Source organism: Paenarthrobacter sp. CAP02, from assembly GCF_040137855.1.
GTDB lineage: Bacteria > Actinomycetota > Actinomycetes > Actinomycetales > Micrococcaceae > Arthrobacter.
Genome location: NZ_JBEEII010000001.1, coordinates 213,520 through 239,175 on the forward strand (window position 1 = coordinate 213,520; position 25,656 = coordinate 239,175).

The 25,656-nt window shown below is 63.8% G+C and carries 33 protein-coding genes; 21 read left to right on the forward strand and 12 right to left on the reverse strand.

Annotated features, from left to right (window positions below; all coding sequences use genetic code 11):
- Positions 1-123 precede the first annotated feature (123 nt).
- From purB to ABHM97_RS01080, 5 genes are all read left to right on the forward strand, one after another.
- Positions 124-1,530: an adenylosuccinate lyase gene (gene purB, locus ABHM97_RS01060; protein WP_235521143.1), complete on the forward strand. Its 1,407-nt coding sequence runs from the start codon at positions 124-126 to the stop codon at positions 1,528-1,530.
- Positions 1,531-1,804: 274 nt separating this feature from the next.
- Positions 1,805-2,467 carry a histidine phosphatase family protein gene (locus ABHM97_RS01065; RefSeq protein ID WP_257370737.1) on the forward strand — a complete coding sequence of 221 codons (663 nt, stop codon included), beginning with the start codon at positions 1,805-1,807 and terminating at the stop codon, positions 2,465-2,467.
- A 182-nt stretch (positions 2,468-2,649) separates the two neighbouring features.
- Complete coding sequence (locus tag ABHM97_RS01070; RefSeq protein ID WP_211710764.1) at positions 2,650-3,153, forward strand: GNAT family N-acetyltransferase; 504 nt, start codon at positions 2,650-2,652, stop codon at positions 3,151-3,153.
- A gap of 61 nt (positions 3,154-3,214) precedes the next feature.
- Positions 3,215-3,649, forward strand: a complete 435-nt coding sequence (locus ABHM97_RS01075) for an acyl-CoA thioesterase (protein ID WP_159706417.1) — start codon at positions 3,215-3,217, stop codon at positions 3,647-3,649.
- Positions 3,650-3,719: 70 nt separating this feature from the next.
- Positions 3,720-4,076, forward strand: a complete 357-nt coding sequence (locus tag ABHM97_RS01080; protein WP_235521146.1) for a nuclear transport factor 2 family protein — start codon at positions 3,720-3,722, stop codon at positions 4,074-4,076.
- A gap of 5 nt (positions 4,077-4,081) precedes the next feature.
- Here the strand turns inward: ABHM97_RS01080 and ABHM97_RS01085 are convergent, their stop codons facing one another.
- From ABHM97_RS01085 to ABHM97_RS01110, 6 genes are read right to left on the reverse strand one after another with little or no spacing between them, the layout of a single operon-like run.
- Entirely contained in the window at positions 4,082-4,885 is an 804-nt protein-coding gene (locus tag ABHM97_RS01085) for an HpcH/HpaI aldolase family protein (RefSeq protein WP_235521148.1), read from the reverse strand.
- Entirely contained in the window at positions 4,870-5,655 is a 786-nt protein-coding gene (gene hpaH / locus ABHM97_RS01090; protein WP_235521150.1) for a 2-oxo-hept-4-ene-1,7-dioate hydratase, read from the reverse strand. Before hpaH ends, ABHM97_RS01085 begins: the two co-directional genes overlap by 16 nt.
- 3 nt (positions 5,656-5,658) lie before the next feature.
- The gene (hpaD, locus tag ABHM97_RS01095; RefSeq protein WP_349469262.1) at positions 5,659-6,756 is read right to left on the reverse strand and encodes a 3,4-dihydroxyphenylacetate 2,3-dioxygenase; all 1,098 of its coding nucleotides are present in this window, start codon (positions 6,754-6,756) and stop codon (positions 5,659-5,661) included.
- A 25-nt stretch (positions 6,757-6,781) separates the two neighbouring features.
- Entirely contained in the window at positions 6,782-8,293 is a 1,512-nt protein-coding gene (gene hpaE / locus ABHM97_RS01100) for a 5-carboxymethyl-2-hydroxymuconate semialdehyde dehydrogenase (protein ID WP_235521155.1), read from the reverse strand.
- A 12-nt stretch (positions 8,294-8,305) separates the two neighbouring features.
- Positions 8,306-8,965, reverse strand: a complete 660-nt coding sequence (locus tag ABHM97_RS01105) for a GntR family transcriptional regulator (RefSeq protein WP_349469263.1) — start codon at positions 8,963-8,965, stop codon at positions 8,306-8,308.
- Positions 8,958-10,454, reverse strand: coding sequence for a fumarylacetoacetate hydrolase family protein (locus ABHM97_RS01110; RefSeq protein ID WP_502921246.1), 1,497 nt, complete (start codon positions 10,452-10,454; stop codon positions 8,958-8,960). The genes ABHM97_RS01105 and ABHM97_RS01110 overlap by 8 nt, the downstream gene beginning before the upstream one ends.
- 221 nt (positions 10,455-10,675) lie before the next feature.
- Between ABHM97_RS01110 and ABHM97_RS01115 the strand changes: the two genes are divergently transcribed.
- Complete coding sequence (locus tag ABHM97_RS01115) at positions 10,676-11,380, forward strand: alpha/beta fold hydrolase (RefSeq protein WP_235521159.1); 705 nt, start codon at positions 10,676-10,678, stop codon at positions 11,378-11,380.
- On the opposite strand, the gene ABHM97_RS01120 is transcribed toward ABHM97_RS01115, so the two are convergent.
- Positions 11,377-11,799, reverse strand: coding sequence for a hypothetical protein (locus ABHM97_RS01120; protein ID WP_349469265.1), 423 nt, complete (start codon positions 11,797-11,799; stop codon positions 11,377-11,379). The two genes, ABHM97_RS01115 and ABHM97_RS01120, sit on opposite strands and share 4 nt — an antisense overlap.
- 162 nt (positions 11,800-11,961) lie before the next feature.
- Complete coding sequence (locus ABHM97_RS01125) at positions 11,962-12,087, reverse strand: hypothetical protein (protein ID WP_349469266.1); 126 nt, start codon at positions 12,085-12,087, stop codon at positions 11,962-11,964.
- Between the two features lie 305 nt (positions 12,088-12,392).
- Here ABHM97_RS01125 and ABHM97_RS01130 point away from each other — a divergent pair, with 305 nt between their 5' ends.
- Together ABHM97_RS01130 and ABHM97_RS01135 are read left to right on the forward strand one after the other, a co-directional pair.
- Positions 12,393-12,662, forward strand: a complete 270-nt coding sequence (locus ABHM97_RS01130; protein WP_235521163.1) for a GlsB/YeaQ/YmgE family stress response membrane protein — start codon at positions 12,393-12,395, stop codon at positions 12,660-12,662.
- Complete coding sequence (locus ABHM97_RS01135; RefSeq protein WP_349469267.1) at positions 12,655-12,915, forward strand: hypothetical protein; 261 nt, start codon at positions 12,655-12,657, stop codon at positions 12,913-12,915. The genes ABHM97_RS01130 and ABHM97_RS01135 overlap by 8 nt, the downstream gene beginning before the upstream one ends.
- Before the next feature lie 110 nt (positions 12,916-13,025).
- On the opposite strand, the gene ABHM97_RS01140 is transcribed toward ABHM97_RS01135, so the two are convergent.
- The 3 genes from ABHM97_RS01140 to ABHM97_RS01150 form a co-directional block, all read right to left on the reverse strand.
- The gene (locus tag ABHM97_RS01140) at positions 13,026-13,829 is read right to left on the reverse strand and encodes a DUF1206 domain-containing protein (RefSeq protein WP_349469268.1); all 804 of its coding nucleotides are present in this window, start codon (positions 13,827-13,829) and stop codon (positions 13,026-13,028) included.
- 134 nt (positions 13,830-13,963) lie between these two features.
- Positions 13,964-14,167 (reverse strand): hypothetical protein, encoded by a 204-nt coding sequence (locus ABHM97_RS01145; RefSeq protein ID WP_349469269.1) that lies wholly within the window; start codon positions 14,165-14,167, stop codon positions 13,964-13,966.
- A gap of 100 nt (positions 14,168-14,267) precedes the next feature.
- Complete coding sequence (locus tag ABHM97_RS01150; protein WP_349469270.1) at positions 14,268-14,588, reverse strand: hypothetical protein; 321 nt, start codon at positions 14,586-14,588, stop codon at positions 14,268-14,270.
- A 210-nt stretch (positions 14,589-14,798) separates the two neighbouring features.
- Between ABHM97_RS01150 and ABHM97_RS01155 the strand changes: the two genes are divergently transcribed.
- The 13 genes from ABHM97_RS01155 (at position 14,799) to ABHM97_RS01215 (ending at position 24,109) form a co-directional block, all read left to right on the forward strand.
- The gene (locus ABHM97_RS01155) at positions 14,799-15,275 is read left to right on the forward strand and encodes an Asp23/Gls24 family envelope stress response protein (protein WP_349469271.1); all 477 of its coding nucleotides are present in this window, start codon (positions 14,799-14,801) and stop codon (positions 15,273-15,275) included.
- Positions 15,272-15,463 (forward strand): DUF2273 domain-containing protein, encoded by a 192-nt coding sequence (locus tag ABHM97_RS01160; RefSeq protein WP_257370723.1) that lies wholly within the window; start codon positions 15,272-15,274, stop codon positions 15,461-15,463. The genes ABHM97_RS01155 and ABHM97_RS01160 overlap by 4 nt, the downstream gene beginning before the upstream one ends.
- Positions 15,464-15,480: 17 nt before the next feature.
- Positions 15,481-15,837 (forward strand): hypothetical protein, encoded by a 357-nt coding sequence (locus ABHM97_RS01165; protein WP_235521178.1) that lies wholly within the window; start codon positions 15,481-15,483, stop codon positions 15,835-15,837.
- Positions 15,834-16,415, forward strand: coding sequence for a hypothetical protein (locus ABHM97_RS01170; RefSeq protein ID WP_349469272.1), 582 nt, complete (start codon positions 15,834-15,836; stop codon positions 16,413-16,415). Before ABHM97_RS01165 ends, ABHM97_RS01170 begins: the two co-directional genes overlap by 4 nt.
- Positions 16,412-17,017 carry a hypothetical protein gene (locus ABHM97_RS01175; protein ID WP_349469273.1) on the forward strand — a complete coding sequence of 202 codons (606 nt, stop codon included), beginning with the start codon at positions 16,412-16,414 and terminating at the stop codon, positions 17,015-17,017. Before ABHM97_RS01170 ends, ABHM97_RS01175 begins: the two co-directional genes overlap by 4 nt.
- A gap of 46 nt (positions 17,018-17,063) precedes the next feature.
- Positions 17,064-17,648: an RNA polymerase sigma factor gene (locus ABHM97_RS01180; RefSeq protein WP_349469274.1), complete on the forward strand. Its 585-nt coding sequence runs from the start codon at positions 17,064-17,066 to the stop codon at positions 17,646-17,648.
- Complete coding sequence (locus tag ABHM97_RS01185) at positions 17,645-18,217, forward strand: Asp23/Gls24 family envelope stress response protein (RefSeq protein ID WP_349469275.1); 573 nt, start codon at positions 17,645-17,647, stop codon at positions 18,215-18,217. The genes ABHM97_RS01180 and ABHM97_RS01185 overlap by 4 nt, the downstream gene beginning before the upstream one ends.
- Positions 18,214-18,564, forward strand: a complete 351-nt coding sequence (locus tag ABHM97_RS01190; RefSeq protein ID WP_349469276.1) for a hypothetical protein — start codon at positions 18,214-18,216, stop codon at positions 18,562-18,564. The genes ABHM97_RS01185 and ABHM97_RS01190 overlap by 4 nt, the downstream gene beginning before the upstream one ends.
- Before the next feature lie 83 nt (positions 18,565-18,647).
- Positions 18,648-19,745: a substrate-binding domain-containing protein gene (locus ABHM97_RS01195; RefSeq protein WP_257370716.1), complete on the forward strand. Its 1,098-nt coding sequence runs from the start codon at positions 18,648-18,650 to the stop codon at positions 19,743-19,745.
- 134 nt (positions 19,746-19,879) lie between these two features.
- Complete coding sequence (locus ABHM97_RS01200) at positions 19,880-21,193, forward strand: extracellular solute-binding protein (RefSeq protein ID WP_349469278.1); 1,314 nt, start codon at positions 19,880-19,882, stop codon at positions 21,191-21,193.
- A 59-nt stretch (positions 21,194-21,252) separates the two neighbouring features.
- On the forward strand, positions 21,253-22,200 hold the full coding sequence (locus ABHM97_RS01205) for a carbohydrate ABC transporter permease (protein ID WP_349469279.1): 948 nt from the start codon (positions 21,253-21,255) through the stop codon (positions 22,198-22,200).
- Positions 22,197-23,108, forward strand: coding sequence for a carbohydrate ABC transporter permease (locus ABHM97_RS01210; protein ID WP_349469280.1), 912 nt, complete (start codon positions 22,197-22,199; stop codon positions 23,106-23,108). Before ABHM97_RS01205 ends, ABHM97_RS01210 begins: the two co-directional genes overlap by 4 nt.
- Positions 23,105-24,109, forward strand: coding sequence for a hydroxyacid dehydrogenase (locus ABHM97_RS01215; protein WP_349469281.1), 1,005 nt, complete (start codon positions 23,105-23,107; stop codon positions 24,107-24,109). The genes ABHM97_RS01210 and ABHM97_RS01215 overlap by 4 nt, the downstream gene beginning before the upstream one ends.
- Positions 24,110-24,217: 108 nt before the next feature.
- On the opposite strand, the gene ABHM97_RS01220 is transcribed toward ABHM97_RS01215, so the two are convergent.
- The gene (locus ABHM97_RS01220) at positions 24,218-25,624 is read right to left on the reverse strand and encodes an MFS transporter (RefSeq protein WP_349469282.1); all 1,407 of its coding nucleotides are present in this window, start codon (positions 25,622-25,624) and stop codon (positions 24,218-24,220) included.
- Positions 25,625-25,656: the final 32 nt, after the last annotated feature.

Sequence of the window (25,656 nt, forward strand, 5' to 3'; positions counted from 1 at the left end):
GCTACGGAGCGGCACCACCTGGCGGAAGCGCCGCCGTCGTGTATGTGGATAACCCGAAGGGCTGTCCACATAGCCCCGTCACCAACTCCCGGCCTCCGTGCCGGGCATGAAAGAATAGGCATCATGGCTGAATCCCCTCGCGTGTCCCTCGCTTCCGAACCCCTCGCCCTTGGCCCCCTTGACGGCCGCTACCGTGCCGCCGTCGCGCCCCTCGTCGACTACCTGTCCGAGGCGGCCCTGAACCGCGATCGCGTTCACGTCGAAGTCGAGTGGCTGATCCACCTGACCAGCCAGTCGGTATTGCCGGGCGCCGGTCCCCTGTCGGACGAGCAGAACGCCAAGCTGCGCGCCATCGTTAGCGAATTCGACGCCGCCTCGGTCAACGAGCTTGCCGAAATCGAGGCCGTCACTGTCCACGACGTCAAGGCTGTCGAGTACTACATCGCCCGCCGCCTGCCCGCCATCGGCATTGAGCACCTGACGGCCATGGTGCACTTCGGCTGCACGTCCGAGGACGTCAACAATCTCTCCTACGCCGTCGGCATCAAGGGTGCAGTGGAGAACGTGTGGCTGCCCAATGCCACGGCGCTCGTCCAGCAGATCGAAGCCATGGCGGAAGCGAACCGCTCTGTTCCCATGCTGTCGCGCACCCACGGCCAGCCAGCTACGCCCACCACGCTCGGCAAGGAACTGGCCGTCATTGCGCACCGCCTGAACCGCCAGCTGGCACGTATCTCCAAGACCGAATACCTGGGCAAGATCAACGGCGCTACCGGCACCTACGCCGCCCACGTCGCCTCCGTCCCGGGTGCGGACTGGGAAGGCGTCGCCAAGTCGTTCGTGGAAGGCCTCGGGCTCACCTGGAACCCGCTGACCACCCAGATCGAAAGCCACGACTGGCAGGCTGAGCTCTACGCAGACATGGCACGGTTCAACCGCATCCTGCACAACGTCTGCACGGATATCTGGAGCTACATCTCCATCGGCTACTTCCGCCAGATCCCAGTTGCGGGCGCCACAGGTTCCTCGACCATGCCGCACAAGGTCAACCCGATCCGCTTCGAGAACGCCGAAGCCAACCTTGAGATCTCCAACGGCCTTTTGGACACCCTGGCAGCAACGCTGGTTACTTCCCGCTGGCAGCGCGACCTCACGGATTCCTCCTCCCAGCGCAACATCGGGGTGGCCTTCGGGCACTCGCTGCTTGCGATCTCCAACGTGGCCAAGGGCCTCAAGGCACTCGACGTGGCCGAGGAAGTCCTCGCAGGCGACCTCGACACCAACTGGGAAGTGCTCGGCGAAGCCATCCAGATGGTCATGCGCGCAGAGGCCATTGCCGGTGTTGAAGGCATGGAAAACCCGTATGAACGCCTCAAGGACCTCACCCGCGGCCAGCGCGTGGACGGTGCCCGCATGCAGGAATTCGTGCAAGGCCTGGGCCTCTCAGCCGACGCCGAAGCACGCCTGCTGGCACTGACCCCGGGTAAGTACACCGGCATCGCCGACAAACTCGTGGACCACCTGCAGTAAGTGGATCACTTGCGGTAAAGCGGAACGCACGACGACGGCGGGCCGGGGCTGGGTGCCTCGTCCCGCCGTCGGCGTTTAACGCGTCGTGGGCGTATCAGTGGGCAGGCGGAAGAGCGCTCCTTCCCAGTTGTTTTCCTCAGCATCCCGTCCCAGGGTTCGAGACACGGCGTGTCGGGCTTTGGCCGGGCTCATGCAGCTGATTGGCTTGAAGCAACCGGGCAGGAGCGCAGCCAGTCCACACCCGAACAGCTAGACGTAGAGGAGCGGAGCGGCCATGAAGCTCCTGTTGATCAGGCACGGACAGACCCCCGGAAATGTTGCTGGCCAGTTGGACACGGCTTTTCCTGGACCTGGCCTGACCGAACTTGGGGAGCGACAGGCGGCTGCGTTGCCGGCTGCGTTGGCGGGCGAAGGCATTGAGGCCCTTTACACCTCCACCCTGCTGCGGACCCAGCGGACCGTGGCACCCTTGGCGAAGGCTACAGGCTTGGAACCGGAGATCCTGGAGGGCGTCCACGAAATCGAAGCCGGCGCCCTCGAGAAGAAGAGCGACCATGAATCGCACATGCGCTACATGGGCACAGTCTTTGCCTGGACGGACGGCGACCTGGACGTGCGCATGCCGGGAGCTTTCAACGGCCATGACTTCTTCGCCCGCTTCGATGCTTCGGTTGAAAAAGTTGCCGCCGCAGGGCATTCGACAGCTGTGATCGTCAGCCACGGTGCCGCGATCCGCTGCTGGGCGGGACGACGGGCAACGGACATCGACACCGTGTTCGCCGAAACGCACCAGCTCCCAAACACGGGAATCGTCGCGCTTGAAGGCGACCCGGAGAACGGCTGGAAAGTCCTTCACTGGGACCAGATGCCGGTGGGCGGTATGGCCCTCTCGGACCAAACCGCCGAGGACCCCACGGGCGAGGCCCTCCAACCCTGATCTGAAACTGCGAGGCCTGCTCTTCACCCTAAAACCACTCCGAAAGGTGCAGACCGGGCCCCGCAACGCGGCAGCCAGCATTTCTCCCGACGCTTACGCGCAGGAAACACCGTGGTAACCACCGCTCCTTAGGCTTGAGACGCATAGACACCTCCGACGAAACCCGGCGAATTGAGGCAGAAATGCAGACCAACCCACGGCTCAACATCCGGCAGGTCACGTGGGCCAACCCCGTGGGCGCCGACCTCCGGGCCGCACAGCAAGCCGAATTGGACTCCCGTTTCGGTAGCACCGACCATGAGCCAGGACCACCGCCGTCGGAAGCGGACACTGCGGTGTTCGTCGTGGCTTATGAGAAATGCTCAGGCCAGCCCTTGGGCTGCGGTGGGCTCAGGATGCTGGACGAGAACACGGCCGAAATCAAGAGGTTGTACGTGGTCCCCTACGCCCGGGGTTCGGGAGTGGCGAGCTCCATCCTGGCAGCTCTCGAAGCCCAGGCGCACTCCCACGGATTCACCGTGATCGCGGCGGAGGCGGGCTCGGCCCAATCGGATGGTCGGAGCTTCTATGAAAGCGCCGGGTTCGCGGCCGTGCCCAATTTTGGTCCGTATGTGGGCGTCGACGAGTCCTACTGCTACTCCAAGCGGCTTGATTCGCACAGTGCCTCGCACACGGCGATGGCCTGAGCGGAGCCGCGTAGCCAAGCAACATCAAGCGGAGTCGGCGGCAGTTCGATAATCTCGGGATATGGAAAAAGCAGACATCACCTTTCGCACCCGCAAATGGGTGCGGCCCGAGGACCTCAACGCCAACGGCACTCTCTTCGGTGGCAGCCTGCTGAAGTGGATCGATGAAGAGGCAGCGATCTATGCCATCCTCCAGCTGGGCAACGGCCGGGCGGTCACGAAGTACATTTCGGAGATCAACTTTGTGAGCTCCGCGGTCCAGGGTGACCTCATCGAGATGGGTCTGACGGCGAAGCGTTTCGGCCGTACCTCGCTGACCATGCGCGCGGAAGTCCGCAACATGATCACCCGTCAGGCCATCTTGACCATCGAGGAAATTGTCTTCGTGAACCTTGGCGCCGATGGCCGTCCCCAGCCGCACGGTTACACCGAAATCACCTACGACCGGGACCGCATCCCAACCCACCACCTGACGGAGACGCTCGACGAAGACTGACGGGCCGGCGTCGTCCACTGCGGGGGGAGAACCCGTTGAACCCGACGGCCGCAGACGGTAGAACGGTGGGATGAGCGACGTAAACGCATGGATGGATCTGTACCTGCAAGCGTGGACCTCGAATGAGCCCGACGATATCCGGGCCATGTTCACCGAGGACGCCGTCTACTACGACCGGCCAAACACCGAGAAACCGTGGCACGGGCATGATGAGATCGTTCAGCACTGGTCCGGCGATTCGGCCGATCAGCCGGAGGACTGGACGTTTGAATGGACTCTCCTGGGCCAGGACGGAGACACAGCGTTCGTCCAGGGCCTCACCACGTACCTCAACGGCGACCCCACGTACGACAACCTCTGGGTCATCCGCTTCGCCGACGACGGCCGTGCCCGCGAATTCACCGAGTGGTACATGGCCCGGAAGTAGTCCCGTCAGTAGCTCTCGCGCTCGGCCGTTTCGGGAACCGGGATGAACGTTGAAGCGAACCCTTCGGACGCCCTCGCCAGCACCGCAACGTCGGCGCCGACCAGCACAAAGGAGGCACCGGCGTCGAGGTAGGCGTGGGCGGTATCGGGGTTGAAGGCGTTCACGCCGGCAGGCTTACCGGCCGCTTTGGCGGCTTCAAGGCAATGCTCGACGACGGCCCTCACCAACGGGTTTTCCTGCTGTCCCAGCAACCCCATGGAGGCGGCGAGATCCGAGGGCCCCAGGAAGATGCCGTCGACGCCGTCGACGGCCAGGATCTCCTCCACAGCCGATGCCGCAGCCTCGGATTCGATCTGGACCGTGAGGCTGATGGAATTCGACGCGGAGCCAAGGTAGTCGGGAACACGGTTCCAGCGCGAGGAACGGGCCAAGGCGGATCCCACGCCGCGGACCCCATGCGGCGGATACCTCACCGCAGCAACGGCGGCAGACGCCTCGAACGCCGAGTTCACCATGGGCACCATGAGGTTCTGCACGCCGAGGTCCAGGTATTGCTTGATGACCACGGTGTCGTTCACCGGCGGCCGGACCATGGCCTGGACGGGGTATCCGCTGACGGCATGCAGCTGGGCGAGGATCGATTCGAGGCCGTTGGGGCTGTGCTCGGCGTCGATCAGCACCCAATCCAGTCCGGACCCGGCGCAGATTTCCGCTACCAATGGACTGCCGGAGCACACCCACATGCCGGCGAGTGGACGGCCAGCGGAAGCAAGGGCCGAATAAAAGGTAGGGCTCAGCTGAAGTGACATGTCACAACTCCCAACGGTCCATAGTCCGCGTGAACGGTATCCCCTTTGTACACCCACAACGGCCTGGTAAACGAGCCCGCCAGGATGATATCTCCGGCCTTCATCGAATCACCGTGCGCGGCGATCTTGTTGGCCAACCAGTGCACCCCGTTGGCCGGGTGATCGAGCACTCCGGCAGCGACCCCGGTCTCTTCCACGGTCTGGTTTTTGTAGAGGATCGCCGACACCCAGCGGAGGTCGACGGCGTCGGGACGCACCGGCCGCCCACCGATCACCATCGCACCCATGGCGGCGTTGTCAGAGATGGTGTCCACTATGGTCCGGCCCTCCATTTCGATCCTGGAGTCCAGGATTTCGAGGGCCGGAACCACGTAGTCGGTGGCGTTGAGGACGTCGAAGATGGTGCAGCCCGGCCCCTTCAAGGCGGACTTGAGGACGAAGGCCAGCTCCACCTCCACCCGCGGATGCGTGTACCGGTCCCATTCCACGGAGCACCCGGTTTCGAGGACCATGTCATCGAAAATCGCGCCGTAGTCCGGTTCGGTGATGCCCGTGGCGGCCTGCATGGCTTTGGACGTGAGGCCGATCTTGCGCCCTACCAGCGTCCGCCCGGCTTCCTCGTTCCGTTGCCGCCACAACTGCTGTACGGCGTAGGAATCCTCCACCGTCATCTCCGGGTAGCGTGCGGTCAGGCGCGGCACCGGCTTGCGGTTGCGGTTCGCCTCAAGGAGTTCGTCGGCAATGGCTTCGATCGTCTTCGCGTCCATCATGGTTTAGACCTGCGCCCCGAGCTTGAAGCCCTCTGCAGCCTCGCCGGAGGCCGCGTCGGGGCGGGTGTAGGAGAAGCCGTCGGCGCCCACGGTGACAGCCATCTCAGAAGCATCAGTCCGCTCGATGACCGGTTGCGGGTTGCCATCGAGGTCCAGGACCAGGGAGGCCTCGGTGTACCAGGACGGGACCACGGGGTTGCCCCACCAGTCGCGGCGCTGGTTGTCGTGGACGTCCCAGGTGACGGTGGGGTTGTCCGGGTCGCCGGTGTAGTAATCCTGGGTGTAGATCTCCACGCGGTGCCCGTCCGGGTCCAAAATGTAGAGGTAGAACGCGTTGGACACACCGTGGCGTCCGGGGCCGCGTTCGATCCTGTCGGAGATGCGCAGGGCGCCCATCTTGTCGCAGATCTGGATGATGTTGTGCTTCTCGTGGGTGGAGAACGCGATGTGGTGCAGGCGCGGCCCGTTGCCGCCGGTCAGGGCGGTGTCGTGCACGGTCTGCTTGCGGTGCATCCACGCAGCGTACGTGACGCCGTCGGAGTCCTTGATGTCCTCAGAGACGCGGAAGCCGAGGTCCTCCAGGTACTTCCGGCCGCGGGGAACGTCGGGGGTGACCTGGTTGAAATGGTCCAGGCGGACCAGTTCTCCGGCGGAGTAGAGGTCATAGCGCTGGGTGAGGCGCTCGACGTGCTCAACGTCGTAGAAGAACTCGTACGGGAAGCCCAGGGGATCTTCCACGCGGACGGAGTCGCCCACACCCTTGGTGAAGCCTTCCTTGCGGCGCTCCACCCGGCAGCCGAGTTCGCGGTAGTAGGCCTCGGCGGCGTCGACCTCGGCCGGGGACTTCACGCGGTAGGCGAAGGCAGCGGCTGCGGCGACCGGGCCCTTGCGGAGGACCAGGTTGTGGTGGATGAACTCCTCGAAGGAGCGCAGGTAGATGGTGTTCTCGTCTTCCTCGGTCACGTGCAGGCCCAGGAGGTCCACGTAGAAAGCACGGGACTTGGCGAGGTCCGTGACCACGAGTTCCAGGTACGCGCAGCGGACAATGTCCGGAGCAGGAACCGTGGGAGCGGGGATGGGGCCGGTGAAGGGGTTGCTCATGATGGTCTCTCTTCGTTGAAAGGTCTTAGGCGCCGAATTTGGGGGTGTGGACTGAGCCGAGGGTGATGTGCACGGCCTGCTGGTCGGTGTAGAAGTCGATGGAACGGTAACCGCCCTCGTGGCCCAGGCCGGAGGCTTTCACACCGCCGAACGGGGTGCGGAGGTCACGGACGTTGTGGCTGTTGAGCCACACCATGCCGGCTTCGACGTTCTGGGAGAAGTTGTGCGCACGGGTCAGGTTCTGGGTCCAGATGTAGGCCGCCAGGCCGTACTTGGTATTGTTCGCCAAGGCGAGGGCTTCGTCGTCGTTCTCGAACGGCGTGATGGCCACGACCGGACCGAAGATTTCTTCCTGGAAGATCCGGGCGTCAGGCGCAACGTCGGCAAACACCGTGGGTGCGATGTAGTTGCCTTCGGGCAGGTGGTCGGGCCTGCCGCCACCGGCCAGGAGGCGGCCTTCGGACTTGCCGATCTCCACGTACGATGCGACCTTCTCGTAGTGCTCAGGGTGGACGAGCGCACCCACTTGGGTCTTGGGATCGTGGGGATCGCCCACCACGATGTTCTTGGCGCGGGCGGCGTACTTTTCACAGAACTCGTCGTAGATGGCCCGCTCAACCAGGATGCGGGAACCGGCGGTGCAACGTTCGCCGTTGAGGGAGAACACCCCGAAAAGGGCCGAATCAATGGCTGCGTCCAGATCAGCGTCGGCGAACACCACACAGGGCGACTTGCCGCCGAGCTCCATGGACAGGCCTTTGAGGTTTTCGGCGGCGTTCCGGAAGATCGTCTGTCCGGTGGTGGTCTCGCCCGTGAAGGAAATCAGCGGTACGTCAGGGTGCTTGACCAAGGCGTCCCCGGCTTCCTCGCCCAGGCCGTTGACCAGGTTGAACACGCCGTCGGGCAGGCCTGCATCCTTGAAGATCTGCGCCCACAGGGAGGCAGATAGCGGCGTGAACTCGGCCGGCTTGAGGACCACGGTGTTGCCGGTTGCCAGGGCCGGTGCGAGCTTCCAGGACTCGAGCATGAACGGGGTATTCCACGGCGTAATCAAGCCAGCGACGCCGATCGGCTTGCGGTTGACGTAGTTGATCTGTGAGCCCGGGACCTTCATGGCGTCGTCGAACTGGGCAACGATCAGGTCCGCGAAGAAGCGGAAGTTCTCGGCGGCGCGGAGGGCCTGGCCCTTGGCCTGGGTGATCGGCAGGCCGGTATCAAAGGTTTCGAGTTCGGCGAGGCGGGCTTCCTGGGCCTCGACAGCATCGGCGATCTTGTTCAGCACACGGGCACGTTCGCGGGGCTTCATCTTCGGCCAGGGACCGTTCACAAATGCTTCGCGGGCTGCGGCGACGGCGAGGTCGATGTCTTCCTTCTGGCCGGCGGCGGCCGTGGCGTAATTGCCGTTGGATACGGGGTCCAGGACGTCGAAGGTCTTGCCTGAAAGAGAGTCAACGAACTCGCCGTTGATGAAGTGCTGGATGTGCGTGGGGAGGTTCTCGGGGATGTAATGCTTGCTGGTTTCTACTGAGGTCGTCATCGTTGAAGTCCTTTACTGGTTCTTTGCTGTGGAGAGGTAAGCGTCCAGGGTGGCGGCGCGGTGTTGTCGGGCTGCTTTTTCGATGGTGTCGGCATCTGCTCCGCCCTCGATGAGCTGCAGCAGTGCCTCGTGTTCGCGCACGGATTCCTGGGCCCGGCCGGGCACGAAGCGGAACGTGGACGAGCGCAGGGACGCCAGCCTGTTCCAGCCCCGATGGACGAGGTCAAGGATGTGTGGATTGGGGCAGTGTTCAAAGAGGACACTGTGGAAATCCTGGTTCAGTGTTGTGAAGCGGACGGGATCAAAGTGGTCCAGGCATTCACGCATTTCTGCGTTTACCGCCCGTGCGCGTTCTATGGCAACGGCATCGATCAGAGGTGCGGACAGCGCAGTAGCCGCACCCTCGACGATGCTGAGGGTCTGCATCGTGTACAGGTACTCGGTGGGGTCGATTCCGGACACCGTCGCACCGACGTTGCGTTCGAACTTCACCAGCCCTTCGGCCTCCAGACGGCGGATTGCTTCGCGCACGGGAACCACGCTGAAGCCCAGATCCTCGGCGATCTTCGCCAGCACCAGCCGGTAGCCCGGGGTGTAGGTACCCTCGACGATCCTGGCCTTGACGGCGTCATAGGCCTGCTGGGACTTACTTCCGACGGCGGTTTCAGTCACCGGATGCTCCTTCCGGGCTTTGCGTGGCGTTCCACTCGGCTGTGACCCACTTCGCGTACCGCGCCTGCCATTCTTTGTTCATCGGGTAGAGCCCGTCCACGCTGTTGCCTTCCTGGACCATCTGGAAAATGAACGTCTCTTCCTTTTCCTGCTGAATGCAGTCATCCACGAGTTCATCGGCGATGGCCGGCGGGATCACCAGAATGCCGTCGGAGTCGGCCACGATGATGTCGCCGGGCTGCACGGTGGCCCCGCCGCAGGCGATGGTGATGTCCGTATCCCACGGGATATGCCTGCGTCCCAGCACGGCCGGGTGCGGGTTGGCGAAGTAGGTGGGCATCTCCAGATCGGCCACGGCGGAGTAGTCGCGGACGCCGCCGTCGGTGATGATCGCAGCTGCCCCGCGAACCTGGGCCCGCAGCGCGAGGATGTCCCCCACCGTGCCGGTACCCTTTTCTCCCCTGGCTTCCATGACCAGGATTTCGCCTTCGTTGACGGAATCGATGGCGCGCTTCTGGGCATTGAACCCGCCACCGTGGGTCTTGAAGAGATCCTCCCGATTGGGAACGTAGCGCAGCGTCCGAGCGAGGCCCACAACTTTGCGGTCCGGGCGGGTGGCCTGCAGCCCATCGATACTGACGTTGTTGAGGCCGCGCTTGCGCAGCTGCGAAGACAACGTGGCCGTCGCGACGGATTCGAGCTTGGCTTTCAACTCCGGCGTCAGCACACTTGCGGCAGCCGCCGGTTCCGAAGCCTCAAGACCCGCAGCTTCCCGCGAACCGTATGCCTCTTCCCGCTGGGTGTCATCGCTCTTGGGCTGGGCACCAAAGTCCGCGAACGGCGTCGTACCTTCCGTCACCTTGGTAACCAGGCGTCCGCTGCTGAAATCACCGCCGGTGACCTCAATTTCGACGACGTCTCCCGGCTGGGCGACCGACGCGCCGGCCGGGGTGCCGGTGAGGATGATGTCGCCTTCTTCCAGGGTGAGCAGCTGGGAGAGGTCCGCGACGAGCTGCGCGAACGGGAAGAGCAGGTCCTCCGTGGTGTCGTCCTGGACGAGATCGTTGTTGTGCCAGGTCCGGATCCGCAGCGCAGCGGGATCCACAGCGTCTGCCGGGATCAGTGCAGGACCGACAGGCGTGAAGCCGTCGCCGCCCTTGGACCGGACATTGGAGCCCTTGTCCGCGTAACGGAGGTCGTAGACGCCGAGGTCGTTGGACGCTGTAACCCACTGGACATGGCTCCACGCGTCCTCCAGCCCTACCCGGCGGGCGGCCTTGCCCATGACCAAGGCGATCTCCCCTTCGTAGCCGAGCAGCTCGCAACCGGCGGGCCGTTCAACAGTTCCCGGAGCGTCGGCCGTACCAAGCGCCAGGGACGTTGCTGGCTTCAGGAAGTAGGAGGGCTGCAGCGGCGTGCGGCCCCGCTGGGCTGCGCGGCTGGGGTAGTTGATGTGGACGGCAATGACTTTGCGCGTCCGCGCCAGCATGTCCTGGTTGACTTCCTGGGTCCGGAACTCCAGCGTCACGGGTCCTCCTCTTCGGCGAGCACGCTTCATCAAGCGTTATCAGGTACGAAATCGTATACGATAACTATGGCTCGTGATCCACGGCACGTCAACCCCTATCCAACTAGCATCCGATGCAGGCCGAGGGGCTGCAGGGCGGGGAGGCCTTACATACTGTCGGTGGGCTCCCGTAGGGTACCGGCATGGACATCATCCTTGTACCCGGTTTCTGGTTGGACGCCTCATCCTGGGCGGAGGTAACGCCTCCACTGGTGGCAGCAGGGCACACAGTTCATCCGCTCACACTGCCCGGACTGGAGTCGGCCGGTGCAAGCCGTGCGGGAATCGGCCTGCAGACACACATCGACGCCGTTGCCTCCACCGTGGACTCCCTCGAAGGCAAGGTCATCCTGGTAGGGCACTCAGGCGGCGGGGCCATCATTCATGGCGTGGCGGATGCCCGCCCGGACCGCGTAGCCCGCGCCATCTACGTGGACAGCGGCCCCTTGGGCGAGGGCGGTGTCATCAATGACGAACTGCCCGACGACGGCGACGAGATTCCGCTGCCGCCGTGGGAAGCCTTCGAAGAGGAAGACCTCGTTGACCTCACCGACGAACTGCGCGAATCTTTCCGCGCCCGCGCGATTCCCCAGCCCAAGGGTGTCGCGTTCGACCAACAACACCTACAGGATGTGCGGCGCTACGAGGTCCCCGCCACGATCATCGCCTGCGAATTCCCGTCCTCGCTCCTCAAGGAGTGGATGGACGCCGGGCATCCGTTCACGGCTGAGCTCGCGAGGATCCGGGACGTGGACTACATCGACCTGCCAACAGGCCACTGGCCGCAGTTCACCAAGCCCAAGGAGTTGGGCGAGGCGATCCTGCGGTCCATTGACCGCTCCAACTAGGAGCGGGGTCGTGTATTCGTTGCAGGTCCCTCCGGCGCGGCGCCGCCCTCGTCCGTCCAGTCGGCGCCCGTGCTGTCATCCAACGCGGGATCCGAGATGACGTCCGACGTGACCGTGGGCACCGTCGTGACAGTGGGCTTGGAGTTGGAATCCTGGCCTGACTTTGGGGCGCTGATACCCGGGAACAGGGTTTCGACCTTCTCGAGCAGCTTCTTTCCCGCGTCATAGAGGTTGTCCAGGATGTCCGGTACAGACTCCTGGACAGCCTCAGTAGCCTGGTGGACGTTCTGCTGGACGTCGGGGTTGTTCAGGACCTTCTCGGTGCCCCCGCGAAGCCGGCGATACACCTCCGGCCAGGATTTTGATCCCCACACGTAGCCGACGGCCACGCCAACGGCGAACAATGCCTTCCCTTTCACAGCAATCACTCCTTCCGAGGTGTTTATCCTTCGACACTAGCCGGGTAGCGCACCTGCTGTCACGCGCACATTACTAATGTGCCGATCCGTGAACATTTGCTGAATTTGAAGCAACCATCCAGCCGTTATGCCAAGGCCGGACAAGATGGATCAGAAGACCTATTAATCGACCACCAACAGGGTGCTCCAGGTGGAGACCAAGGCAACCTCGGCCAAGCCAAGCTGAAGCGGTTCGGCGGGAAACCCCAAGGGGTAGCCGAGGGTGTTGAAGGCTCCGTTCATAGCCACCCGCCCGCAAATCCTTGGATCCCAGTGGCGGGGCCGCAGGCCGACAATTAGACAGGTTACTTGCTACTAGTCCGCGGAGCGGCTAGCGTTACTGGTGTAGCAGCAAGACCGACCCAATCGGCAGGAGTGCTTTATTGGCCGTCGTTAACAAATTCATCGGGGTTTTGTAACCGTTCCAATCCCCGCATTGAAAAGGGCCTTCAAGGGCCCCATTAAGGTGCCTGAACACTGGAACAGGCGCCCGATGAACTGAACCTCTTCATAATGTTCATGGAATTTCCATCAACAAGAAAGAAGGAACAAAAATGGGTTTCTTTGGTTTTCTACTGCTCGGTCTTTTGGCCGGCGCTATCGCAAAGCTTATTCTTCCCGGCCGCCAGGGTGGCGGCTGGCTGGTAACCCTCCTGCTGGGCGTCGTAGGCGCCCTCCTGGGTGGCTGGATCGGCGGCCTCATCTTTGGCACGGGCCTGCAGGAATTCTTCTCGCTGACCACATGGCTGCTGGCCATCGGCGGCTCCATCATCGTCCTGCTGATCTGGGGACTCCTCACCAACCGCAGGGCACACCATGGCTAACAACCAGAATCGGGACGCCAACGGCGAGGAACTGGACGGCCAGTATGTTGAGGGCGACTACGGTGACGCAGGCGCTTCACCGGAAACGCTGAAGGACGACGCCGGCGGAGACTACACCGAAGGTGACTACGCCGAGAAGACGGTCCCTTCAGCTGACGCCGAGCTTGATGAGCGCAACACGGAGGACACCCCGAAGGATCGTCCGTTCTCATCCGAGCCGGACGACGAAGCCTCGGGCTCCAGCCGTCCGTAACACCTGAATACAGCAAAGAACCCGGAGGACTGCACTGCAGCCTCCGGGTTCTTTACGTTGGTCGTTCTTCCGTAGGCCCCCGATGCGGCAGGGCCGCGTTCTGTCAGGATCTACGTCCGCAAAGTCCTGGCCTTGACCATCATGAACAACCCATACGCAATAAGGCCAACGGCAACCGCCGCCAGAAGGTATGGCCCGTACGGCTGCTCCTTGAGGGCCTTGAGGCCGCCGTCCAGGCCCGTGGATTGCTCGGGCTGGGCCCGCAAAGCTGCAATGACCACCAAGAGCCCCACAAGGAAGAGGGCTATTCCTTTGGCAATGTAGCCCACCACGCCAACACCGGTTTGGAACTTCCGCACACTCTGGTTGGACGACAGGGACAAGTCCCGGGTGAACGTTTGCTTGAAGCCACGCACTGCGAAAACTATGCCCGTGATGGCAATGCCCGCGCCCACTGCGACCAGCAGGAAAACCCCGAAAGGAGCTTTCAGGAGCGTTAGGGTCCAGTCGCTGGTGGATTCCCGGCTGTTCCGGCCTTTGCCCATGATGAAGGAAATGATCGTGGCGGCGAGCGCGGCGAATACCAGGGCCTGGCCAGCTGCGGAGAACCGCTTGCCAGGCTTATTGTCCGACTTCCTGCGGTAACCCAGGACGGCGTTGCCCAACTGCCACAGCGCCAACGCTGTACAAGCAGCGAAGCAGGCCCAGAGCAGGAACGGACCGGCAGGTTGGTTAGCCAGGGATGCCACAGCCCCGGACACATCGGCTTCACCCGTACGCCCGAACGCCAGTTGCAAGGCGATGACACCGATGAGCAGATGCAACAACCCACTCACGGCAAAGCCGGTTCTGGCAACGATTTCGAAGGCACGGGAGTTCGAGGCGTCCTCGGCCACATCAGCCGCCTTCTTCATCTCCTCTTTGATGACAAGCCTCCTTAGCTATCGCCTGCACTCCATGGTGCCATTCGATCGTTGTCCAAGCCACCGCATTAACGACGGCGGGCAGGCACCTTGGGTGCCTGCCCGCCACAACTCGTTTGCGGGCTTTAGAACCCGACCACCGACTGAGGCCAGATACTCCTCAGGCCCACGCCGAGCGGGTTGAACTGCTCGCGTACGCTCACCACGGCCCGGGTCTGGCCCGGGACCTCGGCTGCGTGCCGGGAAGTCTCGGCCGTTCCGGCGAGCGGGCTGGACGTGACAGGCGCCGGGCCGGCACTGACGGACAGGGCGGTGATCTGGTCAGGCATCTCGGTGGTCCTTCCTGGAAGTTCCATCAACTCTGTTGGCTGATGTTTCAACCATCGGACCGGGCCCTCAAGAACCCCGCCGGGTCATCTCAAGATTGGCTCAAGAATTTCCGATCTCCGCCGGACCCGCCTGAGCGGGGCCGCTGTTTAGCAGGCGCTCAATGTCGGCGAAGCCCAGCCCTGAAGCGATCGCAAGATCGGGGAGCTGCGCTCCTGCCGCGGCCGCGCTTCTCATGGCCCGCAACAAAGAATCCTCTGCTCCGTCCATTTCCCACTGCAGGCTCTCGATCCGCGCCGAGGCCGCCCAGACGTCGTCCAGCAACATGGTTCGCCGCGATGGTGCAGACAGGGAGGGGGCACCCTCCTGCACAGGCCCGGGAAGAGCTTGGGCCGTCGTTCCCGTCGTCAATGCAACAGTCATAGCGCTTCCTCCAAGGACAGATGTAACTTGATTGGCTAGTTATATGGCAATCTAACTACATGATTCCACTGCAAGGAAACACCAGTGATGCACGTCACACAAAACGGGGCGTGAGGAATCGCTGCGCCGGAACGTCTAGTTCATGACGGCGCACCAGGCGCCGCACCCAACGCAAACCCACCGCAAACCCAACGCATAGGAGTCAATGCCATGACCGTTCAGACGCACACCCCGGCAGACGTACCGGCCAAGAACACCGCCGCCACCACCCCGGCAGGGGCACTGGATAAGGGTAAGGACGGGCGCGGAGCCACGACCGTCGCCGACGGCGTCGTTGCCAAGATCGCCGGTATCGCCATCCAGGAAATCCCCGGTGTCCACGCCCTCGGCGGCGGCGCAGCCAGGGCTATCGGAACACTCCGTGAAAAGGTCGGCCAGAAAGACCTCACGCAAGGTGTCAGCGTTGAAGTTGGCCAGACCCAAGTGGCAGTCGACGTCACCCTGGTCGTCGAGTACCCGCACCCGCTCCAGGAAGTGGCTGATAACGCCCGCGACGCCGTTTATACGGCAATCGAGGACCTGGTGGGCATGGAAGTAACGGAAGTCAACATCACGATCACGGACATCCATGTCCCTTCTGAAGATGCAGACGCCGATGATGCCGGGCGTGAGCCGAGGGTCGCATGAGCCCCACCATCACCGGCCTGGCCGTGGGCGCGGTCCTGGCTGTCGTTTCGTTGGCTTTCGGGTTCTGGGGCCTGCTGCTGACAGCCCTGTTCATGGCGATCGGGGCGGTGCTGGGCCGCTCCGCCGAAGGAAAGCTTGACCTCCGCGGGGTGCTGGATGCCTTGTCGGGCAAGCGCTCCTCCACATGAGCGGGGAAGCCGGGACCATGCCTGCCACGACCACGCCGGCCAGGGCAGGACACACCCGAATCGCCCGTTCGGCACTGCAAAAGACTGTGGAAGCAATCACCGCCCGCGCATTCCGGGTGGACCCGCACCAAGTGCGGGCTGAATTGGAGGACGACGCCGGAAAGCTGGGCGTCAACCTCACGGTGAAGATGGCTCTTCCCCCGCTTCTGGCACCACGTAGGGACGGGGGCGGCACCGTTTTCGACCAAGCCCACGCAGTGCGCACCGAACTGGTGGCCCGGGGGCTGGAGCTGACCGGGTTGGAACTTGGCCGCGTGGACATCAGGCTCATGGGAGCCAAGCCCCAGCAATCCAAGGAAAGGAGAGTGGAATGACCCAGGATCGAACCCTTCGGCGCTTGGTCCGACGCGAAACCCATTCCTCGCGGGCCCTCCCGTCGATCATTGTGGCAAGTATCCTGCTCCTCGTTTTCCTTTGGCTGGCTGCAGAAAGCGTCCTGTGGCTGCTCAATGACCGGCCGCTGCTGGCCAGCCCGGCCCACATCCGTCAGTGGCTCGTCGGGCTCCCCGGCTCCACCGTGCCGGCAGGGCTGACCGCGGCCGGTGTCGGCTTGGGAATCCTGGGGCTCCTGCTGCTTGGCGTGGCCGTAGGCAAAGGCCGCCGCGCCCGGCGCGCGCTGGCCAGCGACCGCATCGCCACAGTCGTGGACGACAACGTCATCGCCGCCGCAGTGTCCAGCACGTCGCGCCTCGCTGCGGGCCTGGCACCGGGCCAAGTGACCACAACCGTCGGCGGACGCTCCGTGCGCGTCCAGGTGCGTCCGACGTCGGGCGTTCCATTGGACCTTGCGTCCATCAAAACAGCGCTCGACGGCGAACTGGCCGCCTACGCGCTCGACCGGCAGGTCACGGGCAAAGTCCGGGTCGCGAACGAAGGAGCGGTAGGACAATGAGACGAACCAATCGGCCGCTTAACCGCATCCTGCTGGCGATCCTGGGGATCATCCTGCTGGGCGCCGGAGCCGCAGTCATCGCGGCCGGTACCCTGCCGGGAGTTGCCGGGACGTGGACGACCATCGGCTCGAACCTCACGGACCATGCCCGGCAGCTGGCAAGCACCGCACCCATCCCGGGACCGGCACGGAGCTGGTGGCTGGTAGCCGGAATCGGCGTCCTCCTGCTCGGTGCTGGACTCAGCGCCGCATGGCTGGCTTCCCAAGGCGGGGGCCGGACGCCTCGCCTGGCCGAACGATCCGAGGGAGCCGACGGGCGGACCGTGGTGGACGTCGGACTCATTTCCGCGGCGGTGCAGGATGCCCTCAGCGGGAACCGGAACGTCCTGGCCACATCGGTCTCCGCGTGGCAATCCCGGCAGGGAACAGCGCTGCGGCTCCGCATGGAAGCCCGTCACGGAAGCTCGCCGCGGGAGTTGGCGGATACCGCCGAACAGCTGGTCAGGCAGATCGATTCGTGGCTGGGCCATCCGGTGCCCGTACTGGTGCGAATCACCAGCGGCGCCCGCACCCGGACTTCCGGGGCCCAGCGCGCGAAATGAGCCAACGGGAATCCGGGAAGACCAACGAGGACAGGAAGGCGGGAACGTGACTGGTTCACCCGCAGCTCAGCATCAACTGGACCTCGTACCCGACGCCCTGCTGGCGGGCCGCGCGGCCGACGGCGACACCGCTGCCTTCGAAGCGCTTGCCCGCCGGCACGGTCCGTTGATGCGGGCGACTGCGCGACGACTGACCGGCTCGCTGGCAGACGCCGACGACGTCGTCCAGGAAACCCTGGTGCAGGCATGGAAGCAGCTGGACAGCCTTCGCGACCCCGCTGCGGTCAAGGGCTGGCTGTTGAGGATCGTTGGCAGCCGGAGTATCGATTACCTGCGCAAACGCCGTAACCACGCGGACCTTGTCGATGCGGAGAACCACGTGGACCAACACACGCGGCCACGGCCCGAAGACCCCGAGGGGAATGCCCTCAGCAGCTCGCGGGTGGAGGCGCTGAAGGCCGCTCTGGCAGCCCTTCCCGAGGAACAGCGGCGCTGCTGGGTGCTCAAGGAATTCAATGACCAGAGCTACGAGGAGATTGCGCTGACGTTGAACATCAGCCCCGACAGTGTCCGGGGCCGTCTGGCCCGGGCCCGGATTACCCTGGCGCGCATGATGGAGGAATGGCGATGAGCAACCCCCGCGACACCCTCGAATGCGGGCATAGCCTGGCGGAATTGAGTGCCTACCTGGACACGGGGAAGATCGCTGACCCTGCCCACCTGGACTCATGCCCCGAATGCCAAGCGGGCCTCGCATCCCTGCGAAACCTCTCTGCTTTGGGCAGCGAGCTCCTCAGCTCGGACGTGGCCGACGCCGGTTCAGGCAGTGATGACTGGATGCAGTCCATTCTCGACAACCTTCGGCTGGAACTGCGGCCGGGTCGGAGCATCCCCCTGCAGTCGGACCATCCTGATGACACCCTCTGGGAAACCGAAGGATCCATCTCGGCACTGATCCGGTCCGTTGTTGATGCACATCCAGGCACGGCCGCCGGCAAATGCCGACTACATGGCGACGTCACCATCCCCGGGGCGCTGATCACCGTGGAGGTAGAGATAGCGGTTGTCTACGGGCACTCCATGGAGGAGCGGGCCGACCAGTTGCGGGAGGAACTGGCCAGGACCTTGGCCACCCACACCGAACTCGCCATCGAAGCCATCAACATCACCGTCACCGATGTCCTGGAGGAGCAGCCATGACCGAGCCCCTGGACGCCGCGGGCTCATCCGCGTCCACCCCTCCCACCGGCCTGGCCGAGGAACTGCTGGACGTGGTCCAATCCGTTCCTGGTGTCAGCGCGGTCTACCCCGCGCAGCCGCTGTGGCAGTCCATAGCCGGCTCAGCGCTGTCCGCGGTGACAGGCGAGCCACTCCCCGTGATTGGCCTGACGGACACGGCCGGCACTCTGGCGGTCAAAGCGCGGATCGGTGTCAGCACTCCCCGTCCGGCCCCGGCCGTAGCCCGTGACGTAGCCGACGCGATCCGTAGGCACCTCCTCCCCCGCGCCGCCGCCGTCGAGGTTTCCGTTGTGAAAGTTGGCAGTTAGGGCATTCGCGCTCCCGCCGATGAGGTTTTCTGGTTCATAATGAACAAACTGAACACAAGTGAACTTGATGGACGGAGTCCCGTATGCTGTCCGAGGATCGCCAACAGCTCATCCTGAAGGAACTCGCCCTTCACGGATCCCTCAACGCCGGGGAATTCGCCGCCAAGATCGGCACTTCCGGGATGACCATCAGGCGGGACCTGGCGGTCCTCGCCGAGCGGGGCCTCCTGGAGCGGGTCCACGGGGGTGCCATCTCAAGCGGCGGAAAGCCTGGCCCTGGTACCGCCGGATCCACCACCTGGCGTCCCGGCGGCAGGCGGCCGCTGGCGACGGTCGGCATGATCGTGCCGTCGGCGTCGTACTACTTTCCGGGCGTGATCCGGGGTGCGGAAGCGGCGGCGCAGGAAGCGGGCGTCCGGCTGGTGCTGGGGGTCTCGAACTACTCGGGGCCGGAGGAACGGCGCCAGCTGAAGCGGCTTTACGAGCACGGCGTGGACGGGATCCTTGTCACGCCCGGAGGGCAGTCGCTCGCGGGCACGGAAACACTGGGGCTGCTCGCGGAAGCGGAGGTTCCCGTGGTGGTGGTGGAGCGATCCATCGATGACGCCCTGGACCACGGCCGCCTCGAATCGGTCCGCAGCGACCACGTCCGCGGCGCGGAAATCGCCGTGAACCACCTCCTCGAGCTGGGCCACCAACGCATCGCCATCTGCCTGCGCGAGGACAGCCCCACCGCCCCACAGCTCATCAGTGGCTTCCACGTGGCCCTGCAACGGGCAGGCCATGCCCGGGACGATTCCCTGGTGCGCACCATGCCACGCGCGCAAAACGATCCCCAGGCGCACCGGGTCATGGTGGACGGAATCCTGTCCTGGTGTGCCGGGTCGCAGGTCACGGCGGCCATAGTCCACACCGACGAGGACGCCCTCCAGTTCGCCAGCGTCTGCCAGGAAAAGGGAATCCGGATTCCGAAGGACTTCGCGATTATCGCGTACGACGACGAGATTGCGGCTTTGGGGGCAGTCCCTCTGACTGCTGTGGCACCACCCAAGTACGACGTCGGCCACCAGGCCTTGCGGATGTGCCTGGACCGCATCGGAGCCGGACGTGGAGGCACGTCGGCGCTCCAGCGGGTCAACCTTTCGCCCGCGTTGGTGGTCCGGGACTCGACGCGAAGGTAGCTTCGGCACCCCGCTCTGTTTATTTCTGTTCACTTCGTGGTCAATGTTCACTTTTGTGGATTCAATGGTGGTTAGTTCGATAGTGCCCCTGAGCACTCCGCAACTTCGCATCGTGAACTTCAAAGGAGAACAGAATGAAGCGTCGCCAGCTTCTGCTCGGAACGGTCAGCCTCATGGCCAGCGCCGCCCTCATCACCGGCTGCGGCAGTTCCCCGGCCGCAACATCCGCGCCCGCCCCTACCGGGGACCCCACCGGCACCGTCACTTTCTGGTCATCGCTGGCCGGAATGGACAAAGTGGCTGCCGCGTTCAACGCCAGCCAGGACAAGATCAAGGTCACCTTCGAGACAGTACCCAACGGCGCGAGCGGAGGGTACGCAAAGCTGTCCACCGCCATCACGGCCGGCAACGGCCCCGATGTTGCCACCATCGAATACCCCCAGCTGCCGCAGTTCGTCAGCAACGGCCAACTCCAGCCCCTGGACGGCTTGATCGATAAGGCCGCAACCCTCGACAAACTGACTGATGAGACCAAAGCCCTGGTGCAGTTCGACGAAAAGACCTACGCGCTCCCCTACGACGCAGCCCCGATGATCATGTGGTACCGCAAAGACATGCTGGAGAAGGCCGGCGTCGGGGTGCCCAAGACCTGGGAAGAGTTCGAGGCCGCAGGCCAAAAGATCAAGGCCGTGGCGCCCGAAGCCCACCTGGCCAGCTTCAACCCCAACGAAGCTGCCCTGACCGCAGCCCTCTCCTGGCAGGCCGGGGCCAAATGGTTCGGTACCGACGCGGACAGCTGGAAGGTCGGGATCAATGACCAGTCCACGCAGAAGGTAGCGGACTACTGGCAGAAGCTGATCGACCAGAAAATCGTCAAAGTCCAGCAGTCCTTCAGCGACGAATGGTCCGCGGACCTGGCCAGCGGCGCCGTCGTGGGTGTCCTCGGGGCCAACTGGAGCGCAACCGGCATCCAGAAGCGCACCGAAGCCAGCGGACAGAAGGGCCAGTGGATCGCAGCGGAGGTACCCAACTGGGGGTCGCCGTCGGACGCCTTTTACGGTGGCTCCAGCTTCAACGTCACCAAGAGCAGCAAGAACCCTGCTGCGGCGGCGAAGTTCATCGAATACCTGACCACCAGCCCGGCCGCCATCAAGGCCCGCGGCAACACCGGCTCCGCTTTCCTCGCTTCGCCTGGGCTGACCCCCGTTGCGCAAAGCGCTTTCGATGCCAGCTACTTCGGTAACGACATCTACGAAGTCTTCAACAAGGCCTACTCCACCATCACACCGGGCTGGCAGTGGGGTCCCAACTGGGACATCACCAACACTGCCCTCAAGGACGCCTACGGCACGTTGAGCACGGGGGGCCAAGTCCGGGATGCCGTGGACGCGGCCCAGAAGGCCACCGTTGACGGACTCAAGCAGAACGGCCTCTCCGTCAAGGAGTAGGCCCGCGAGGCTGGTCGGCCCGGGAGTACCGGGCCGACCAGCCGGCGAGGAGATTAACCATGGTCACCCAAGTACCTTCCGTCCGAGGCACCAAACGCCCGGGATCCCGCAAACAACGCCCCATGTCCGGAACGGGAGGACGGACGGCGGCACTGTTCCTCACCCCCTTCTTCGCAGTATTCGCCGTCGCGATGGTGGCACCTGTTATCTACGCGGTGGTGCTGAGCTTCTTTGCCCAGCAGAAATCCGGTCTTGGCTTCAGCGAGGCCAAAACATCGTTCGTGGGCCTGGAAAACTACCTGCAGGTCCTCCAGTCGGAAAGCTTTGTGGGAGGAATCGGCAGGCTCGCCCTGTACTGTGCCATCTACATCCCGTGCATGGTGGGCGGGGCGCTCGCTTTCGCGCTCCTGCTGGATGCTGCCGTGGCACGGGCCAGGAAGCTCTTTCAGTTGCTGGTCTTCCTCCCGCATGCGGTCCCAGGCGTCATCGCCGCACTGATCTGGGCGTACCTGTACACACCCGGTGTCAGCCCGATCGTCTCCGCCCTGGAATCGGGTGGGGTTGCGGTGAACTTCCTGGACCACCAAATGATCCTGCCCTCCATCGTGAATATCGCGGTGTGGGAATGGACCGGGTACAACGTGATCATCCTCTTCACCGCGTTGCAGGCTGTTCCGCGGGAAATCCTGGAAGCAGCCCGCGTTGACGGGGCCGGTGAAATCAGGAGTGCCCTGAGCATCAAGTTGCCGTTGGTCCTCCCGGCCCTGAGCGTGATCATGCTGTTCACGGTGATCGGAACGCTTCAGTTGTTCACGGAACCGTCGATTATCTCCAAGGCCACGGCGTCCGTCACCAGCACCTGGGTTCCCAACATGTGGGCCTACGACGCCGCGTTCAACCGGCACAACCTGAACCAGGCCGCCGCCGCTTCCATCATCATCGCGCTCATGGCCGCCGTGCTGTCCTGGGCCGTCACCCGCTTCAGCTCAAGGACGAACAAAGCATGAGCACCTCAACGATGTCGCACCCGGGGATTTCCGCCCCGGCTTCGCCACTGAAACGGCGGCGTTCAGCCCGCAGCGGCGGTTTTGCCAGTTCGTTCACCGTTAATGCGCTCCTGATCCTGGGCTGCGCCTACATGGTCCTTCCCGTGGTGTGGTTGCTCTTTGCATCCACCAAGAACACGGCAGACCTCTACGGCACCGCCGCTTACGCATTCGGCCAGCCGGCATTCTTCGACAACGTCGCCGCCGTGCTGAACCAGGACGGCGGAGTCTTCCTTCGCTGGATGGCGAACTCGATGTTCTATGCCGCCTTCGGCGCGGTCTTCGGTGGGCTGATCTCTGTCCTGGCCGGCTACGCTTTCGACAAATTCCAGTTCCGTGGCAAGGACTCATTCTTTGGCATCGTCCTGGTGGGCGTGCTGATTCCCAACACCGCGACCGTCCTGCCCATGTACCTGCTGGCCTCGGTCTTTGGTATCACCAACACCGTCTGGGCCATTCTCATCCCGGTGCTGTGCAATCCGTTCGGCGTGTACCTGGCCAGGGTCTACTCGGCGGCGTATGTCCCTGCTGAGACCCTGGAAGCAGCCCGCGTTGACGGCGCGGGACCGATCCGCAGCTTCTTCTCCCTGGGCCTGCCCATGATGATGCCCGGCTATGTCACCATCGCCTTGTTCCAGTTCGTGGGCGTGTGGAACAACTTCATGCTGCCCCTGGTGATGCTCCAGGACCAGCAACTGCTCCCCGTCAGCGTCGGCATCTCCATCTGGCAGGGCTACGCGCTGCCCCAACCCGAGTTCACACCGATGGTCATCACCGGCTCATTGCTGTCCATCATTCCGCTGCTGGTGGCGTTCATCCTGCTCCAGCGCTTCTGGAAATCCGGCCTCACTGCAGGGAGCGTCAAGTGAACTTGAACGTTGCCTTGGCCATGCCGGCCCACACAGCCCGGGCCGTGTTTCCGCCGCGAAGCCTGGACCCACTGGAACCTTCCGTCAACCTGCTGGGCCGCGCGCCCATCCAGGACTTCCATTCATCGGCCGGCCGTTCCTTGCTGGCTGACGCCGATGTCCTCATCACCGGCTGGGGTTGCCCCCTGATCGACGAAACTGTCCTGGATGCCGCGCCGCGTTTGCGTTACGTCCTGCATGCCGCCGGAAGCGTGAAACACCACGTTGGTGAAGCCTGCTGGGAACGTGGCATCCAGGTCAGCTCCGCGGCCGACGCCAACGCCATCCCCGTGGCCGAATACACCGTGGCCATGATCATCCTCGCCAACAAGCGGGTCCTCCAGATTGCCCGGGCCCTGCACTCCACCCGGACCGAGGTGCTGCCCGAGCAGCTCTTTCCGGACATGGGAAATTACCGCAAAAGAGTAGGGATCATTGGGGCTTCAAAGATCGGCCGGCACGTCATCCGGCTGCTCGCCCCCTACGATCTTGAGGTCGTGGTTTCGGATCCCTACCTGGACGATGCAGCGGCGGCGGCCCTCGGTGTCGTCAGCGTCAGCCTGGACGAACTGGTGGCGACCTCGGACGTCGTGAGCCTCCACGCGCCGTCGTTGCCCTCCACCAGGAACCTCATGGACGCGGCGATGGTGCAGCGGATGCGGCCGGGCGCAACGTTCATCAACACCTCCCGAGGCGAGCTGGTGGACCAGGATGCGCTGCTCGCCAGGGTCCAACAGGGTGACCTGTACGCCATCCTGGACGTCACGACGCCCTGGGTGCTGCCTTCCGACTCCCCTTTTTACACCCATCCCAATGTGCTCCTGACCCCGCATGTGGCGGGTTCCCTGGGCAGTGAGCTTGAGCGTATGGCGGCGAGTGCCGTCGACGAGGCACTGCGGCTGGCACGCGGCGAACCCCTGCGGTTCAGGGTCAGGCGTGAGGACCTCGCCTTCATGGCGTAGGTGACCCGAGCGCGGACCGACGCAAACGCACGACGGCGACCTCCCGCCGTCGTGCGTCTCTTGCCTTTGGTGTCCGGCCCAGCGGGCTGTCGCCTACGGCGTGGGCTTTCAATTGGTCGCCGCGTTCTCACTCTCCGTCTCCTTCGCCCCGGACCCGGCGTATGAAGCGGAGACCCTCCGGTAGACCGGCGTAAGGAACGCGATCCCGGCCACCACGATCATGATGGTGCCGGCCGCAAGGAACACCAGCGCGATGCCGCGGGACGTCCCCTCACCCAACAACGGCTCCAACCGGGCTGCACCTTCCGCAGAGCGGGCATAGGGGATGAGCCAGAACTGGGCGATCGGGGCAATGAGGAAAGCAGTAACAGGTGCCGCTGCGGATTCGAAAGCCATGGCAAAGCCAAAGACCCTGCCTTGGCGGTGGAGCGGCACCACCTTCTGAATGACGGTCTGTTCAGCCGCTTCCACCACGGGAACCAAGGCCATGTAGAGCCAGATCCCCACAATGTAGAGCCAGGCCCATTCGCGCAACGTGAACACGGCACCCACTAAGCCCATGACTGCCACGGCAAGGAGCAAGGTCCGCAACGGGTTCTGCCCAAGACCGAATTTGCCGATCAGCGCGCCGCCCAGGATAAAGCCCGTGGCTCCGATGGCGAAGACAGTTCCCCACATTTCCACGGAGAACATCTCCAGGCCGTAGGGGTCCATCAGCGCCATGTAGACGCCGCCGATGAAGTTGTTGAACGTTGAGAACAGGATCAGCGCGAACAGCCCGGAGATCGCCATGACGGCCGCCCATGATCCGCGCAGGTCAAAGCCGCCTTGGGCATCGGACGCAGCAGCACGCACTTCTTCGGGCAGCCGGAGACTCAGCAGATGAGCGAAGGCGAGAACGGTCATGACGATGGCCACCACCACCGTCCAGCCCATCCCCAACAGGCCCACGGACAGGCCCGAGAGCACGGAAGTGACAATGAACATCAGCCCCTGCACCATCCCGACCAGGCCGTTGGCGTTGGCCCGCCGATCGGGTTCGATCAGGATGGTCACCGTGGTGGAGAGGGCAATGTTGCGCAGGTTCTCCACCACCGCACCGACGAGGATGATAACCGTGAAGATCCAGAACCACGGCTGGGCAAGGTCCAGGAGCGCCGGTTCCGGCGTCACCAGGAACATGAGGCCCGAGAGCACAAACATCACCATGGTGAAGGCTCCGGCGAACCGCATCACGGCAAGCTTCCGGTAACGGTCCACGAACGTGCCGAAACTGATGCTGGAAAGGGCGATCAACAGCATGTAAGCGCCGCCGATCACCCCTGTGGCAATGACGTTGCGGGTTTCCAGGTACACCCAGAAGGTCAACGCAAACCACAGATAGCTGGTGGTGATATTCGCCAGGGCAGTGTTCACCAGGATCCCGGTAAAGGTACGGGACCGCTCTGCCGGCGTCCGTAGGGAGAGGTCGATGGCGTCGGAATCGCCGGACTGGGCCGGGACCTGCTCGCTCATGCCCCTTAGTAAACCATCCGGGCTATTTCCCC